The sequence below is a fragment of the Streptomyces sp. 8L genome, assembly GCF_020176795.1.
GTDB lineage: Bacteria > Actinomycetota > Actinomycetes > Streptomycetales > Streptomycetaceae > Streptomyces.
The window spans coordinates 1-15,214 of record NZ_JAIUKE010000320.1; the positions used below are offsets into that span (position 1 = coordinate 1).

Below are 15,214 nucleotides of genomic sequence, written 5' to 3' on the forward strand. Positions count from 1 at the left end.
ACGGTGACGGTCACCGCCACCACCCCGGCGGGCGCGCGGGCCACGGCGACCTTCGTCTGGACGGTCACCTGAGGGCGGCGGGCGGCCCCGGGGGGGGGGCGGCCCCGGGCCCCCCCCCCCCGGCCCGCGGGGCGCCCGCGCCCTCGCCTCCGTGCGGCGGCGGGCCCAGGAGGCGGCGCGCGCCGCGCGCGCCGGGGACGTGGCGATACTCATCGGATACGACCTCAGGTTCTGGCGTGAACTGAGCGTCCTGGGGGACAACCCGTACGTGTCGGAGTTCCTGGACCGGATGCGGGTGAAGGCATGGGTGTTCGCGGTGCCCTTCCTGCGGGAAGACGCTCAGGCATACAGATGGCTGTGGAGCGGGCACGAGGAGCTGGTGGACGCGGTGGCTGCGGGCGACACTGCCGGGATCAGGGAACTGATCGGGCAGTACAACACGCATTTACTGACGTGGGCGGACGCCGTGGCGGGCCGGGCCGCCGGCGGGGTGCCCGGCGGGCTCGCGGGCGGTGCGGCGGCCGGTGACGCGGCGCTCTGACTCCGGTGCCTTCCGCACTCTTCGCGCCGCGCGCCGGGCGCATTACGCTGTCCCGACCACGGCCTGCCGAAGTCCGCGACGCGACCCCGTGTGCGCCCGGCCTCCCCCGCGGCGCCACCGGCGGCGGGGCCCCGCGTCGTCCGGTACGGGCCCCGACGAACGGCGCGCCCGAGTCCGTGCACGGCCGCGTGAACGGCCGCCCGAGACAGCCGCCTCGACGGCCACGTGACGGCCGCCCGAGACGGCCGCCTCAACGGCCTCGTGAACGGCCCCCGAAGACGGCCGTCTCCCCGGCCCCGTGAACAGATCCGTGACCGAACGGCGATTCCAGAGAGAACCAGAACTGCCCGAGAGCGAGCCCCCCTTGGCCTGTGACCTGTGGTTGGTCCCCCTCGTCGACGTGCTGTGCCACAGCCCCGACAACCCCTTCGCCGAAGAGATCGCCGTCTACGACAAGGCGCTCGGGGAGGCGGGGCTGCCGCCCGTCCCCGTGTACGCCTACATGCCGGGCCTTTCCGGGGACGTCGCCCCGGTGGCCGGATTCGACTACGACGCACTGCACTTCCTGCGGCGCGCGTACCTGCTCCAGGTGTGCGGCCTCCCGGTGACGCCCGTGGGCGAGCTGGGCAGCGACTACGAGCAGTTGCTGGAGATGTTCGAGTCGACGGCCCAGCAGTCGCATCTGGTCTGGCACTTCGACCACGCGGGCGCGTACGTGCCCGTGGACTTCGCCGCCCCGCTCTCCAACGACCAGCTCCTCGAAGGCGGCGGCCCGCTCGGGTCGGCGCACGGTCTGCTGCGGGAGCTTGAGCTGGTCGCTCCCGCGATCGGCATCGACCCGCGGAACCCTCCGCCGCCGCCGCTGCCGCCCGCGGGGCCGACGACGCTGGAGGAACGGGCCGGGACCGGAGCGGACGGCGGCGGCGGCCCGTTCGAGCGGGAGCGGCACGTATGGCTCGGTCTGCACGCGGCGGCGACCAAGAGCCTGGGTCAGGGCTCCATGATCATCTTCAGCTGACGCCCGCGGAGTCACGGGCGGGACCGTGGGGGGGCGGAGTCAGGCCCGGGTCCACACGGGGCCGGAGGACGCGCGCGGACACGGCCGCCGCCGCGCACAGCAGTACGGGCACGACGAGCGCGGCGTTCAGCGGGACGACGCCGGTGAGCGGTCCGATCACCGTCGGCCCCGCGAGCATGCCGAGGTAGCCGAGGCCGGCGACACGCGACACGTTCGCGCCCGCGGCCTCGCGGTCCGCGTGCCCGGCGGCGCTGAACAGCTGCGGGACGCAGCCCGAGAGGCCGAGGCCGAACACGGCCCACCCGGCGAGCGCGAGCGGAATCCACGGCGTCACGGCGACGACGGCGAGGCCCGCGGTGGCGAGCCCCGCACCGTAACGGACGATCGCCACGGGGCCGAAGCGGGCGGCGACCCGGTCGGTGACGAGGCGTCCGACGGTCATGGCCGTGGAGAACGAGCCGTAGGCGAAGGCGGCGGTGGCGGCGGGCGCGTCGAGGACGTCCCTCAGGTCGAGGCTGCTCCAGTCGTTGGCGACGCCCTCGCAGAGCATCAGCATGAAGGCGAGGGCCGCCAGCACCCGGATGCGCTGGGGGACCGGGCGGCGCGTGCCGCGCCCGGCCGCGTCCGGTGCGCCGGGCCCGTGCGCCTGCCCCGGCCCGTCCGGTGCGCCGGGCCCGTGCGCCTGCCCCGGCCCGTCCGGTGCGCCGGGCCCGTACGCCTCGGGTGCCTTGCCTGCGCGCGGCTCGCGCGGCAGCAGGGCGGGCGCGGAGCCCAAGGCGACCAGCACGCCGAAGGCACCCATGCCGGCGAGGGTGCCGGGCGTGCTCCAGTCCCAGCTGAGGACGCGGGCGCCGACGAGCGCGGCGAGGACGCCGCCGAGCGAGAAGACGGCGTGGAACGCGGACATGACCGGGCGCCCGTAGCGGTGTTCGACCTGGACGGCGTGGGTGTTCATGGAGACGTCGAGGCAGCCGTTGCAGAAGCCGAGCACGAGCAGCGCGGCGCCCAGTGCCCAGGCACCGGTGGCGAGGCCCGGCAGGACGAGCGAGGCGCTGAGCAGGACGCCGCTCGCCGGGACGACCGTACGCGGCCCGTACCGGTCGGTGAGCGGTCCCGCGAGCCGCATCCCGGCGAAGGCGGCACCGCCGAGCACCAGCAGCAGCCAGCCGAGCACGGCGTGGCTGATGCCCGCGCGCTGCTCGATCACGGGGATGTGGACGACCCACATGCCGAGGACGAAGCCGTTCAGGCCGAAACAGGCGAAGGTGGCGAGGCGGGCGGAGCGCGGGACGCGCGGCGTACTCGTCATGAAAGGAAAGTATCGCACACTTGTCATGTGCGAAACTGGCTTCAACGAACATCGAGGATGTTCGTACATCGACGAGGAGCATGATGAACCGGCTCAGGCAGATCGCGGACGCGGTGCGGGCGGCGGGCGAGATGAGCGTGGCCGACCTCGCGGAACTGACGGCGGCGTCCGAGATGACGGTGCGGCGCGATCTGGAGGCCCTCGCGGGACAGGGCGTGCTGGAGCGGTACCGGGGAGGGGCGCGCAGCCTGCTGCTCCGCGGCGAGGAGACGCCGTTCGCACTCAGGGTGGAGGAGGGGGTCGAGCGCAAGCGCCGGCTGGCGGCCGAGGTCGCGGGGCTGATCTCCGACGGCGAGGCGGTCGTGGTCGACGGCGGCACGACCTGCCGGGAGGTGGCGCGGGCGCTGCACGGGCGGCGGCTCACCGTGATGCCGCTGTCGCTGCACACGGCGAACGCCCTGACCGGCGGCGCCCGTCCGACGCTGCTCCTGCCGGGCGGCGAGGCGCGGCCCGGCGAACTCGGCATGGTGGGGCCGCTGGCCGAGGCGTCGCTCGCGGCGCTGCGGTTCGACACCGCGGTCGTCGGCTGCTGCGGCCTGACGGCGGCGGACGGCCTGACGGCGTACGACCTGCCGGAGGCGTCCGTCAAACGCGCGGCGATGCGCGCCTCGCGGCGGGTGATCGCGGTGACGGAGGGCGCGAAGCTGACCCGCACGGCCCTGGCGCACGTGGCGGACGCGGACGCGCTGGACCTGGTGGTGACGGACGACACGGCCCCGGCGGCCGAACGCGCGGCCCTGGAGGCGGCCGGCACGACGGTACGGATCGTGCCGGACGCGTGATCGCGGCGCGCGCCTGCGCCAACCGGCGCGCCTCGCCTGCGCGAGCCGGCGTGCGCCTGCGCCAACCGGCGCGGGGGCGCCACCGGTCGGTCAGCGGGGCTCCGGGGGGCGCTGCCGCGGCATGTTCGGGCGGGTGCCCGCGGCGAACGGGCGCGGGGGCGGCGAGGTCGGCGCCTCGCCGCTCCGGTTCAGCGGCGCCGACTGCAACAGCAGCGCTCCGGTCCCCACACCCCCTCGGAACTCCACCATCCAGTCCGCGGTCTCCGCCCGTACGAGCTCCGTGACGTCCTCGCAGAACCGGCGCAGCACCCCGAGGCACCGCTCGGCGGCCTCGCTCGCCGTGCCCTCCGTCGGGCCGAGCACCTCGCGCACCGACTCCGCCGCCCAGTCGAACTGGAGTGTCTGGAGGCGCCGTTGGACGGCCTGCGCGGTGGCCACGTGCCGCATCCAGCCCGACGTGACGCCGAAGTACCGGTCGCACGCCAGGCACGCGCCGCCCAGCAGCAGCGCCAGGCAGCCCCAGCTCGCCGTGCCGGGCGCCTTGCCCGCCAGGTCGAGCAGCGGCAGCGCGACGCCCGTGACCACGCCCAGTGCCGTACCGCCGCGCAGCGCACGCGCCGTGAGCCTGCGCCGTACCCGGTCCGCCAGATACCAGCGCACCGTGTGCAGCGCGCCCGTCTCGACCCAGCGGTACAGCTCGTCGAGGCGCTGCGCGGGCTCGCCCCAGTCGCCCAGCGGGAACGGGCCGCCGACCAGTTCGCCGTGCTCGGGACCGCCGGTACCGCCGCCACCGGTACCCCCGCCACCGTCAGCGGGTCGGGCCGAACGGGTACCGGCGCCCGTGTCCGCGAGCTCGTCGTCCCGGCCTGTCCCTCCGGGCTGCATCTCCGGCTGGCTCACCGGGGCACTCCTTAGCGGTTCGACGTTCCCGGCGCGTGTGGTCGTGCCGGGCTCTCGTACGTGTGTCCTGCGCTCCTGCGGTCTTGCTTCCGTGGTGCTGCGGCCGTGCGGCTGCGCGGTGCGACCGCTCATGTGGGTCCGCACGCCGTGGCGCATCGCACTTTCCTACCGCCGAACGGAGGGTGTGCCGGTCAGGTTCGGGGGAACTTCTCCCGCTGGAGCCTCTTGATCAGGTAAGGGAGCCCGTTCGGCCTCACTCGAAAGAGTTGGTCCCAACGGGTGGGGCGAGGCGCGGCGGGAGCACGTAGGCTCGCCCCACAGGAATGTTGTCGTCGAATTGCCAGGAGTGACCGTGATTCCCGGTGGTGGTCAGCCGAACATGCAGGAGCTTCTCCAGCAGGCCCAGAAGATGCAGCAGGACCTCGCCAAGGCCCAGGAGGAACTGGCGGCCACCGAGGTGGAGGGCCAGTCCGGCGGCGGCCTCGTGAAGGCGAGGGTCAACGGCTCCGGCGAGCTGAAGGGCCTGGTAATCGACCCGAAGGCCGTCGACCCTGAGGACGCGGAGACGCTCGCGGACCTCGTTCTCGCGGCCGTGCAGGCGGCGAACGACAACGCGCAGCAGCTCCAGCAGCAGAAGCTGGGCCCGCTGGCGCAGGGCCTCGGCGGCATGCCGGGAATGCCGTTCTGACGGCTCCGACGGCTCCGACCGCAGGCGGCGGGCGCGGACGTCGGACGGCCGCACGGGGCGTCCCGCACCGGCCGACGTCTCCGTGACGTCTTCTGACGTCGGCTTTACGAGGAGTTCGCAAGGCTGTACCTCGTGTTTCAAGGCCGACCGGTACACCTGATTCCAAGAACGCAGGAAGTGAAGGAAGGCACCCGTTGTACGAAGGCGTGGTTCAGGACCTCATCGACGAACTGGGCAGACTGCCCGGCGTCGGTCCCAAGAGCGCGCAGCGGATCGCCTTCCACATCCTCCAGGCCGAACCGACGGACGTACGCCGCCTGGCCCACGCCCTCCTTGAGGTCAAGGACAAGGTCCGGTTCTGCGCCGTGTGCGGCAATGTCGCGCAGGAGGAGCAGTGCGGGATCTGCCGGGACCCGCGCCGCGACCCCGCGGTGATCTGCGTGGTCGAGGAGCCGAAGGACGTCGTCGCGATCGAGCGCACCCGCGAGTTCCGTGGGAAGTACCACGTGCTCGGCGGCGCGATCAGCCCCATCGAGGGGGTCGGCCCCGACGACCTGAGGATTCGCGAGCTCCTCGCGCGCCTCGCGGACGGCGCGGTGAACGAACTGATCCTCGCGACCGACCCGAATCTGGAGGGCGAGGCGACGGCGACGTACCTGGCCCGCATGATCAAGCCCATGGGGCTCAGGGTCACCCGCCTCGCCAGCGGTCTGCCCGTGGGGGGCGACCTGGAATACGCCGACGAGGTCACGCTCGGGCGTGCCTTCGAGGGGAGAAGACTTCTCGATGTCTGACGCAACGCTGCACGCTGCCCACCAGGACCCGGACGACTTCTCGGTCCAGATCGCCGACCAGATCGAGAGCTTCATCGTCGCGATCACCGAGGTCGCCAAGGGCGACGAGCCGGAGCGCGCCGTACCGTTCCTGCTGCTGGAGTTCTCGCAGCTGATGCTGGCCGGCGGCCGGCTCGGCGCGCACGAGGACGTCCTGCCGGACGAGCGCTACGAACCCGACCTCGGCCCGGAGCCCGACGTGGACGAGCTGAGGGAACGGTTCGCCGCGATCCTCGAACCGATCGACGTGTACTCCGAGGTCTTCGACCCGTACGAGCCCCGCAAGGCGCCGGTGCCCTCGCGGATCTCGGACGACATCGCGGGCGTCGTCACGGACCTGCGGCACGGCCTCGCGCACTACCGCGCGGGCCGGGTCACCGAGGCGCTGTGGTGGTGGCAGTTCTCGTACTTCACGAGCTGGGGCGGGGTCGCGTCCGCGACGCTGCGCGCGCTCCAGTCCCTGGTGGCGCACGTCCGCCTCAACCAGGCCCTGCCCGCCCTGGACGGCCTGGACACGGACGAGGACCTGAGCGCCGAGGACGACGCGCTGGCCGAGGAGGCGGGCCAGGTCATGGCCGAGGAGATCGCGGGACCGCTGGGCCTGCGCGGCGCGTGACACCGCGGACGTGAAGCGGGGCCGGGGCGCGTGACGCCGCGGACGTGAAGCGGGGCGCGCGGCGCCTCGTCCGGCACTCGCCTCGTCCCGCACCCGCCTCGTCCGGCACCCGCTCGGTCCCGTGCTCGTCGGACACGACGACCGCGTGCGCCCCGTCCGTACCCGAACTGCCCCAAAGGGACATTTGTCTCGACAGGGCAGAACAAACCGGGTGGGTCCTGTGAAGTGGATTACCTTCCGCGTGGCCGCCGCCATCCGGGGCATGCATTGATGCCGAGCGGCGCCACGGCATGGTGGACGACCATGTTGCGTGCGATCACTTGGTGAGCCAGTCATCTCGCGATGTGATATGTCCGGAGTGTCGTGCAGCTGCTCGATAGACTGAGACGACCGCATCAACGGAATGATCGAGGAGCGCACGTGGGCCTTGTCGTGCAGAAGTACGGAGGCTCCTCCGTAGCCGATGCCGAGGGCATCAAGCGGGTCGCCAAGCGGATCGTCGACGCCAAGAAGACAGGCCATCAAGTGGTCGTCGTGGTGTCGGCGATGGGTGACACGACGGACGAGTTGATCGATCTGGCCGGACAGGTATCTCCGATTCCCTCCGGCCGTGAGTTCGACATGCTGCTGACCGCCGGAGAGCGTATCTCCATGGCCCTGCTGGCCATGGCCATCAAAAACCTGGGCCACGAGGCCCAGTCGTTCACCGGCAGCCAGGCGGGCGTCATCACCGATTCCGTCCACAACAAAGCGCGCATCATCGATGTCACGCCGGGCCGTATCCGTACGGCGCTCGACGAGGGCAACATCGCGATCGTCGCGGGCTTCCAGGGCGTGTCCCACGACAAGAAGGACATCACCACGCTGGGCCGCGGCGGTTCCGACACCACCGCGGTCGCCCTCGCGGCGGCGCTGAACGCCGAGGTCTGCGAGATCTACACGGACGTCGACGGCGTGTTCACCGCCGACCCGCGCGTGGTGAAGAAGGCCAGGAAGATCGACTCGATCTCCTTCGAGGACATGCTGGAGCTGGCCTCCTCGGGTTCCAAGGTGCTGCTGCACCGCTGCGTCGAGTACGCGCGCCGATACAACATCCCGATCCACGTCCGCTCGTCCTTCTCCGGACTCCAGGGCACATGGGTCGGCAACGAAGCACAAGGGGACCGCAAGGTGGAGCAGGCCATCATCTCCGGTGTCGCCCATGACACCTCCGAGGCGAAGATCACGGTCGTCGGAGTCCCCGACAAGCCGGGCGAGGCCGCGAAGATCTTCCGGGCCATCGCCGACAACCAGATCAACATCGACATGGTCGTGCAGAACGTGTCGGCCGCCTCGACGGGTCTGACGGACATCTCCTTCACCCTCCCGAAGGCGGAGGGCCGCAAGGCGATCGACGCGCTGGGCAGGACGAAGTCCCTCGTGGACTACGACTCGCTGCGCTACGACGACCAGATCGCGAAGATCTCCCTGGTCGGCGCCGGCATGAAGACCAACCCCGGCGTCACGGCGGGCTTCTTCGAGGCGCTCTCCGACGCGGGCGTGAACATCGAGCTGATCTCGACCTCCGAGATCCGCATCTCGGTCGTCACGCGCGCGGACGAGGTCGAGCAGGCGGTGCGCGCCGTGCACTCGGCCTTCGGCCTGGACAGCGAGTCGGACGAGGCGGTCGTGTACGGAGGCACCGGCCGATGACCGGCCGCCCGGGCCCGGGCCGATGACCGCGGGGCCGACGACCGGGGGGCCGACGCTCGCGGTCGTCGGCGCGAGCGGCGCCGTCGGCGCCGTGATGCTCCAGATCCTGTCCCAGCACGCGGACGTCTGGGGCGACATCAGGCTGCTCGCGACCCCGCGTACGGAGGGCACCAAGCTCTCCGTGCGCGGGGTCGAGACGGAGGTCGTCGCGCTGAGCGAGGAGTCGCTGCGCGGCGTGGACGTCGCCGTCTTCCTCGTACCGGACGAGGTCGCCGCCCGGTGGGCGCCCGTGGCGGTGGCCGGCGGTGCGGTGGTGGTCGACGGGTCCCGCGCCTTCCGCGGCGACCCGGAGGTGCCGCTTGTGGTGCCCGAGGTCAACCCGCACGCCGCGCGCATGCGTCCGCGCGGCATCGTCGCGAGCCCCGGCTGTACGACGCTCTCGCTGATCGTGGCCGTCGGCGCGCTGCACGCCGAGTTCGGGCTGCGCGAGCTGGTCGTGTCGTCGTACGAGGCGGTCAGCTCGATGGGCCAGGAGGGCGTCGCCGCGCTCCGGCAGCAGTTGTCGCTCGTCGCCCACACCCGGCTCGGCACCCACCCCGGCGACGTACGGCGCGCGGTCGGCGACGCGACGGGCCCGTTCCCCGCGCCGCTCGCGCTCAACGTGGTGCCGTGGTCGGGGACGGCGCGCGAGGACGGCTGGTCCTCGGAGGAGATGGGCATCCGCGACGAGACCCGCAAGATCCTCGGCCTGCCCGACCTGCCGGTGACGGCGACCTGCGTACGCGTTCCGGTCGTGACGGCCCACTCGGTGTCGGTGCACGCCCGGTTCGAGCAGGAGATCACGGTCGAGCGCGCGCACGAGACGCTGGCGACGGCGCCGGGCGTCGTACTGTTCGACAACCCGGCCGCGGGCGACTTCCCGACACCCGCCGACGTGGCCGGCACGGACCCGACCTGGGTCGGGCGGGTCCGGCGCTCGCTGGACGACCCGTGCGGGCTCGAACTGTTCGTCTGCGGCGACAACCTCCGCAAGGGCGCGGCACTCAACAGCGCGCAGATCGCGGAGGCGGTGGCGGCGGAGCTCCGCGACTGACCGCGACGGATCGCGACTGAGCGCGACTGAGCGGACGGGACGCCCGCGCCTCCGGCCGGCGTCCGCCGTGTCCGCTCTGCCCGCGGTCGGCGTACGCCTTGTCTGCCCCGCCCGCGGTCGGCGTACGCCGTGTCCGCCCTGGCGCGCTCCGCCCTGCCCCGCCCGCGGGAGAGGCGGGCGGAACCACGTGTCCAACTTGTGAACGTCCCGTGAGTAATCCGGGGGTCTGTACCCCTTGAACTGGGGCATCGTCGTGTCGGAGTATGCAGATCCGACTTTCTGTGCAAGTCCCGCAACCGCCAGTCGTTCCCGGGACGTCTACACCGTCACCCTTGTCGGGTGGCCATTACCGGGGCAGCGGGGGAGAACGGGGACGTATGGATGCAAACAGCGTAAACAGCGCACGTGGCGCATCGTCAGACGCAGCGGCATGCGCGTACAACCCTGCCGGGGGGCAGCGTGTCCAACAAGCGTGGCAGAGGTACTCGAATTCCCGGCGATCGGCCCCCTCAGAGGTGTGGCGACGCGCCCCGGCCGCAGGCCGCGGGCCGCGCCGACCGGTGGCGGCATGCCGGTGATCACGCCCGTGCCCGCCGCCGGGCCCGCGTCGGTACCGCCGCCCGCACAGCCGACAGCACTCCCGGAGCCGGGGCGCGGCCGGTCGCGCGCGCCGGGAACCCCGGCAGCCCCGACTTCCCCTGCTGCCTCGCCCGTGTCCGCCCGCACGAACGCGGGTGCTGACGACACCATGGCCGTGGGCACCACCGTCGACCACCTCACCGAGACCTACCAGAAGCACTACCGCTCACTCCTCGGGCTCGCCGCACTGCTCCTCGACGACACCGCGTCCTGCGAGGACGTCGTCCAAGAGGCGTTCATACGGGTCCACTCGGCGCGCAGCCGGGTACGCGAGCCGGAGAAGACGCTCGCCTATCTCCGGCAGACCGTCGTCAACCTCTCCCGCTCCGCCCTGCGCCGCCGCATCCTCGGGCTCAAGCTCCTCTCGAAGCCCATGCCCGACATGGCGAGCGCCGAGGAAGGGGCCTACGAACAGCTGGAACGCGACGCGCTGATCAAGGCGATGCGCGGACTCCAGCGGCGCCAGCGCGAGGTGCTCGTACTGCGATACTTCGCGGACATGACCGAGGCACAGGTGGCGGAGACGCTCGGGATATCCCTGGGGTCCGTGAAGGCGTACGGGTCCCGCGGTATCGCGGCGCTCAGGGTGGCCATGGAGGCCACGGCATGACGGGCCTGCGGGGAACGGGCGACGGACCGGCGACCGAGACGTACCGCCGGGCGGACCGACTGGAAACGGGACAGTGAGCAACGGGCCGGAGAACGAGCCGGAGCACGAGCCGAACACCGGGGCGGCCGGGCGCGACGGGGCCGCCGGAGGAACCGGCGGGGCGCGGGGCGCGGACGCGAGCGCCCCGGAAAACGAACTCGCCCTCAGGCGCCTGCTCCAGACAGCGGTGGACGGGATCGAACCGGCCGACGGCGCGCTCGACCACCTGCGCGCCGCGATCCCCGCGCGTCGGGCGCGCAAGCGGCAGGCCCTGGTGGGCGCCGCGGCAGCCGCGCTCCTCATCGGCACGGCCGTACCCGCGTTCCTGCACGTCGCAGGAGCGTCCGATGTGTTGGACGGCAGCACGGTCAGCGCGGGCCGCGACGAGAGCGGGGCATCCGGCGCACGGCCGGACGGCGGTCGCTCGGGCGCCGCCGACAACGGCCTCGGCCCCGGCGAAGGGGCCGGGAAGCCGGGCGGCGCCACGGCCGGACAGAAGCCCACCCCGCACAGCGACGGCCCGGCGCTGACCGGCCGCGCCGACGGCGGGCTCGGCTCCGGCGCGGTCTCCCCGCCCGGGAGCACCTTCGACATGGCGCTGCCGGTCTGCTCCGCCGGCCAGCTGGGCGTCACGGCGTCCAAGAGGCCGCCGACGGCGAACGGCACGGTGTACGGCAGCTTCCACGTCTCGAACGTCTCCGACACCGAGTGCACCGTGACGGGCGGCGACACCCTCGGCTTCGTGGCGGCCGGCGCCGCCGACCCGTCGAAGATCAGCGTCGTCCAGCACACGGCGGGCGACCCCGCGACGCGGCTGCCCGACGCACCCGGCGGCGGCGCGGCGGTGGCACTCGCCCCGGCCACCGCGTACGAGGTGCAGTTCGCGTTCGTGCCGTCCGCGACCTGCCCCGCCAAGGGCGACGGCGGTTCACCGGACCCGTCGCAGTCGGACGACGGCCCGGGCAACGCGCCGTCGGCGGGCGACTCCCCGGGCAGCGACGATTCCGCGGCGTCGGGCTCGGACTCGGGCGCCCACTCCCCGGACGCAGGCGCCGGCACCTCGGACGGCCTGAGCACCCAGCTCGTCGAGAGCGGCTCGGGTACGGGCGGCGGCGGTACGCAGGACGGCAGCGTGTCCGTCTCGCACACGCCGGAGCTCGGGGTGCCGAAGGCGGAGACGACGATCTCCAACGCGTGCGCCGGAACGATCTACAAGACGGGCCCGGTGGGCGCCCCGGCGGCCTGAGCCGGCCGGGGCGGTGCCCGCTCCGTGCCCGGTCCCTGCGGGTACCCCGAGGACCGGCGCACAGGCGGGTTCCGTACCGTGGTGGGGTGTACCGGTTTCTGCTGACGCCCCGATGGATGGGGATCAATGTCTTCGCTCTGCTGGCGATCCCCGTCTGCGTCTTCATGGGGATCTGGCAGCTGAGCCGTTTCGAGGGCCGGGTCGACGCACAGCGCGCCGCGGACCACCGGCCGGACCCGGCGAAGCAGCCCGCGGCTCCGCTCGCGGGGCTCCTTCCCGTCACACAGCAGAGCTCGGGGCGGCAGGCCGAGGTCAGCGGGCGCTACGGGGAGCAGTTCCTCGTCCCCGACCGCCAGCTCGACGGCCGTACCGGCTCCTACGTGCTCACCATGCTGCGCACCGACGGCGGCAAGGCCCTGCCCGTGGTGCGGGGCTGGCTGCCCCACGGCACGAAGGCGCCCGCCGCGCCGTCCGGTGAGGTCCATGTCGTCGGCGCGCTCCAGCCGTCCGAGACCTCGGACAGCGACGGCGTCATCAGCGACGGCGCCCTGCCGCACGGCGAGATCGGCATGATCAGCGCGGCGTCGCTCGTCAACATCGTCCCCTACGGCGTCTACGACGGCTGGGTGACCGTCAACAAGGCCTCGCACGGCCTGACCCCCGTCCCGGCCGCGGCCCCCGAGAACACGGGCCTCGACCTCAAGGCCTTCCAGAACCTCGGCTACACGGGCGAGTGGTTCGTGTTCGCCGGCTTCGTCATCTACATGTGGTTCCGCCTGGTGCGCCGCGAGGCCGAGACGGAGCGCGACAGGGCCCTGGGCATCGAGACGACGGCGTAGTCGTTCTGCCCGGAGCATCCGGGGCGGAGCCGGACGGGGGGACTTCCCGGCGGGTGCCTTCCTGCGGGCGAGTCCCGTCCGGAGCCGGAGTGCGGGCGCCTGAGGGGCGGGGGCGCCGGGCCCGGGCGGGCGCGGACCGCCCGGCCTCGCCTGGCCCGGACCGCCTCGGCCCGGACCGCCCCGCGGAGCGCGCCGGTTTGGACTGCCTGCGGAGCGCGCCGCCCGGCTCGGACCGGCCGGCCGAACCGGATGAGCTGCACGGCCGGGCGGTCCAGGACCAGGAACGCGCGGCTCAGGCGGAGACGTACTTGCTCGCGAATTCCAGCTCCAGCCGTACCTGTTTGATGCGCTCCTCCACCACCAGGGACCCGTGTCCCGCGTCGTACCGGTAGACCTCGTGGACCGCGCCGCGCTTCGCGAGCCGGTCCACATAGTTCTCCACCTGCTGGATCGGGCAGCGGGGGTCGTTGAGGCCCGCCGAGATGTAGACCGGCGCCCGCACCGCGTCGACATACGTCAGCGGCGACGACGCCTCGAACCGCTCCGGCACCTCCTCCGGCGTGCCGCCGAGCAGGGTGCGGTCCATCGCCTTCAGCGCCTCCATCTCATCGTGGTACGCCGTCACGTAGTCCGCGACGGGCACCGCCGCCACCCCCGCCGCCCAGGCGTCGGGCTGGGTGCCGAGCCCCAGCAGGGTGAGATAGCCGCCCCAGGAGCCGCCAGAAAGCACCAGCCGGGCCGGATCGGCGAGCCCGGAGGACACCGCCCACTCCCGCACCGCCGCGATGTCCTCCAGCTCGATCAGCCCCACACGGTGCTTCAGCGCGTCCGTCCAGTCGCGCCCGTACCCCGTCGAACCGCGGTAGTTGACCCGCACCACCGCGAACCCGTGGTCCACCCAGGCCGCGGGGCCCGCCGCGAACGCGTCGCTGTCGTGCCACGTCGGGCCGCCGTGGATGTCGAACACCGTCGGCAGCGGGCCCGACGACCCGGCAGGCCGCTGCACCAGGGCGTGGACCCGGCCGCCCGGGCCGTCCACCCACACGTCCTCGACCGGCACGGACGCGGGCGCGGTGTAGCCCGGGGCTTCGAGCACCGTGCCGCCCGCCGTGGAGCGGACCGACGGCGGTGTCGCGGCCGACGACCAGAGGTACTCCACGCTTCCGTCGGGCCGCGCCGTCGCGCCCGACACCGAGCCTGCCGGTGTCTCGACCCGCACCAGCGCGCGCTCCGCCATGTCGTACCGCCACAGCTCGCTGCGCGCCTCGAAGCTGTGCTCGACCAGGAGGCCGGAACCGTCCGGATACCACTCGGCGCCGAGGTCGCCGGGCAGCTCGATGGCGAGATCCGTCTCCTCGCCCGTCAGCGGATTCCAGACCATCGGCTCCCACCGGCCCCGGCGCTGGTGCCCGACCAGCAGCCGGCTGTCGCCCGAGACCGGGGAGAAGCCCAGGACCTCAAGACCCAGCTCTCGCGTGCCGCCCTCGGTGTCGTCCAGCTCCGCGACCCGCGTCCCGTCGGGCCGCACCACGCGCAGCGCCGAATGCATCGCGTCCCCGTGCTCGGTGTGCTCGATCGCCAGCAGGTCGCCGTCGTAGGACAGATCGCCCACACCCGCCGACTCCCGGTGCCGGTAGATCTCGACGGGCGCCTCGCCCCGCGCCCCGACCACATGGATCGTCGTCCCGTCCTCGTCGGTGGACCGGCCGACGACCGCGAGGCCGCCCCGCCCGAGCGCGAGCCCCGCAGGGAACGACGGCGCGAGGCCCGGCACCGCCGGCTCGTCCGCCTCACCGTCCGGCCGCCCGTCGAACGGCTGCCGCATCCACACGCCGAACTCGTCGCCGTCCGTGTCCGAGAACCACCAGATCCACGCCCCGTCGGGCGTCAGCACGCCGTCCGTCGTGCCGTTCGGCCGGTCGGTCGCCTGGCGCTGCGCGCCCGTCGCGCGGTCCCACGCGTACAGCTCGTACGTCCCTGTCGCATTGGACACGAACAGCGCTTTGTCCGGGGCGTCCTCCGCCCAGTCGGGCAGGGAGACCCGGGGCGCCCTGAAGCGCTTCTCCCAGTCGGGCGCCTCGGCCGACGGGGAACTGGTGGAGCCGGTGATCTCAGTCATGACTACATTCTGCGCCCGCGCACCGACCCTGTGGGGGCCCCGCCCCCAGCCTGTGGATAACTCTCCCGACGGCGCCGCGATCCGCCGCGCGCTTCGTCCGCCGCGCGTCTGCTGGTCGCCGCCCCGTCCGCCGCGCGTCTACTGGTCGCCCGCCCGGAGCGATCTGCGGCGCGCTCGTCCGCCCCAAACC

13 protein-coding genes and 1 pseudogene are annotated in these 15,214 nt (G+C 73.1%); 11 read left to right on the forward strand and 3 right to left on the reverse strand.

Annotation, left to right across the window (positions count from 1 at the left end; all coding sequences use genetic code 11):
* Nucleotides 1-148 precede the first annotated feature (148 nt).
* Together LCE31_RS24435 and LCE31_RS24440 are read left to right on the forward strand one after the other, a co-directional pair.
* A pseudogene (locus tag LCE31_RS24435) lies at nucleotides 149-541 on the forward strand (FCD domain-containing protein); the annotation flags it as partial.
* Nucleotides 542-905: 364 nt separating this feature from the next.
* On the forward strand, nucleotides 906-1,559 hold the full coding sequence (locus LCE31_RS24440) for a hypothetical protein (RefSeq protein ID WP_225017673.1): 654 nt from the start codon (nucleotides 906-908) through the stop codon (nucleotides 1,557-1,559).
* Here the strand turns inward: LCE31_RS24440 and LCE31_RS24445 are convergent.
* Nucleotides 1,552-2,868 carry an MFS transporter gene (locus LCE31_RS24445; protein ID WP_225017652.1) on the reverse strand — a complete coding sequence of 439 codons (1,317 nt, stop codon included), beginning with the start codon at nucleotides 2,866-2,868 and terminating at the stop codon, nucleotides 1,552-1,554. The genes LCE31_RS24440 and LCE31_RS24445 overlap by 8 nt on opposite strands.
* 80 nt (nucleotides 2,869-2,948) lie before the next feature.
* On the opposite strand from LCE31_RS24445, the gene LCE31_RS24450 reads away from it, so the two are divergent.
* Nucleotides 2,949-3,710, forward strand: a complete 762-nt coding sequence (locus LCE31_RS24450) for a DeoR/GlpR family DNA-binding transcription regulator (RefSeq protein WP_225017655.1) — start codon at nucleotides 2,949-2,951, stop codon at nucleotides 3,708-3,710.
* Nucleotides 3,711-3,800: 90 nt separating this feature from the next.
* Here the strand turns inward: LCE31_RS24450 and LCE31_RS24455 are convergent, their stop codons facing one another.
* On the reverse strand, nucleotides 3,801-4,610 hold the full coding sequence (locus tag LCE31_RS24455) for an SLATT domain-containing protein (protein ID WP_225017656.1): 810 nt from the start codon (nucleotides 4,608-4,610) through the stop codon (nucleotides 3,801-3,803).
* 352 nt (nucleotides 4,611-4,962) lie between these two features.
* Here LCE31_RS24455 and LCE31_RS24460 point away from each other — a divergent pair, with 352 nt between their 5' ends.
* The 8 genes from LCE31_RS24460 (at nucleotide 4,963) to LCE31_RS24495 (ending at nucleotide 12,905) form a co-directional block, all read left to right on the forward strand.
* Nucleotides 4,963-5,298 (forward strand): YbaB/EbfC family nucleoid-associated protein, encoded by a 336-nt coding sequence (locus LCE31_RS24460; protein WP_225017675.1) that lies wholly within the window; start codon nucleotides 4,963-4,965, stop codon nucleotides 5,296-5,298.
* Between the two features lie 194 nt (nucleotides 5,299-5,492).
* The gene (gene recR / locus LCE31_RS24465; protein ID WP_225017658.1) at nucleotides 5,493-6,092 is read left to right on the forward strand and encodes a recombination mediator RecR; all 600 of its coding nucleotides are present in this window, start codon (nucleotides 5,493-5,495) and stop codon (nucleotides 6,090-6,092) included.
* Nucleotides 6,085-6,747, forward strand: coding sequence for a DUF5063 domain-containing protein (locus tag LCE31_RS24470; protein WP_225017660.1), 663 nt, complete (start codon nucleotides 6,085-6,087; stop codon nucleotides 6,745-6,747). Before recR ends, LCE31_RS24470 begins: the two co-directional genes overlap by 8 nt.
* 420 nt (nucleotides 6,748-7,167) lie before the next feature.
* Nucleotides 7,168-8,439: an aspartate kinase gene (locus LCE31_RS24475; protein WP_225017662.1), complete on the forward strand. Its 1,272-nt coding sequence runs from the start codon at nucleotides 7,168-7,170 to the stop codon at nucleotides 8,437-8,439.
* Nucleotides 8,440-8,461: 22 nt separating this feature from the next.
* Nucleotides 8,462-9,532, forward strand: a complete 1,071-nt coding sequence (locus LCE31_RS24480) for an aspartate-semialdehyde dehydrogenase (RefSeq protein ID WP_225017664.1) — start codon at nucleotides 8,462-8,464, stop codon at nucleotides 9,530-9,532.
* A gap of 472 nt (nucleotides 9,533-10,004) precedes the next feature.
* The gene (locus LCE31_RS24485; protein ID WP_225017666.1) at nucleotides 10,005-10,781 is read left to right on the forward strand and encodes a SigE family RNA polymerase sigma factor; all 777 of its coding nucleotides are present in this window, start codon (nucleotides 10,005-10,007) and stop codon (nucleotides 10,779-10,781) included.
* A 73-nt stretch (nucleotides 10,782-10,854) separates the two neighbouring features.
* Nucleotides 10,855-12,066: a hypothetical protein gene (locus tag LCE31_RS24490; protein WP_225017668.1), complete on the forward strand. Its 1,212-nt coding sequence runs from the start codon at nucleotides 10,855-10,857 to the stop codon at nucleotides 12,064-12,066.
* Nucleotides 12,067-12,152: 86 nt separating this feature from the next.
* Complete coding sequence (locus LCE31_RS24495; RefSeq protein WP_225017670.1) at nucleotides 12,153-12,905, forward strand: SURF1 family protein; 753 nt, start codon at nucleotides 12,153-12,155, stop codon at nucleotides 12,903-12,905.
* 292 nt (nucleotides 12,906-13,197) lie between these two features.
* Here LCE31_RS24495 and LCE31_RS24500 read toward each other — a convergent pair whose 3' ends face one another.
* Complete coding sequence (locus LCE31_RS24500; RefSeq protein ID WP_225017672.1) at nucleotides 13,198-15,024, reverse strand: S9 family peptidase; 1,827 nt, start codon at nucleotides 15,022-15,024, stop codon at nucleotides 13,198-13,200.
* Nucleotides 15,025-15,214: the final 190 nt, after the last annotated feature.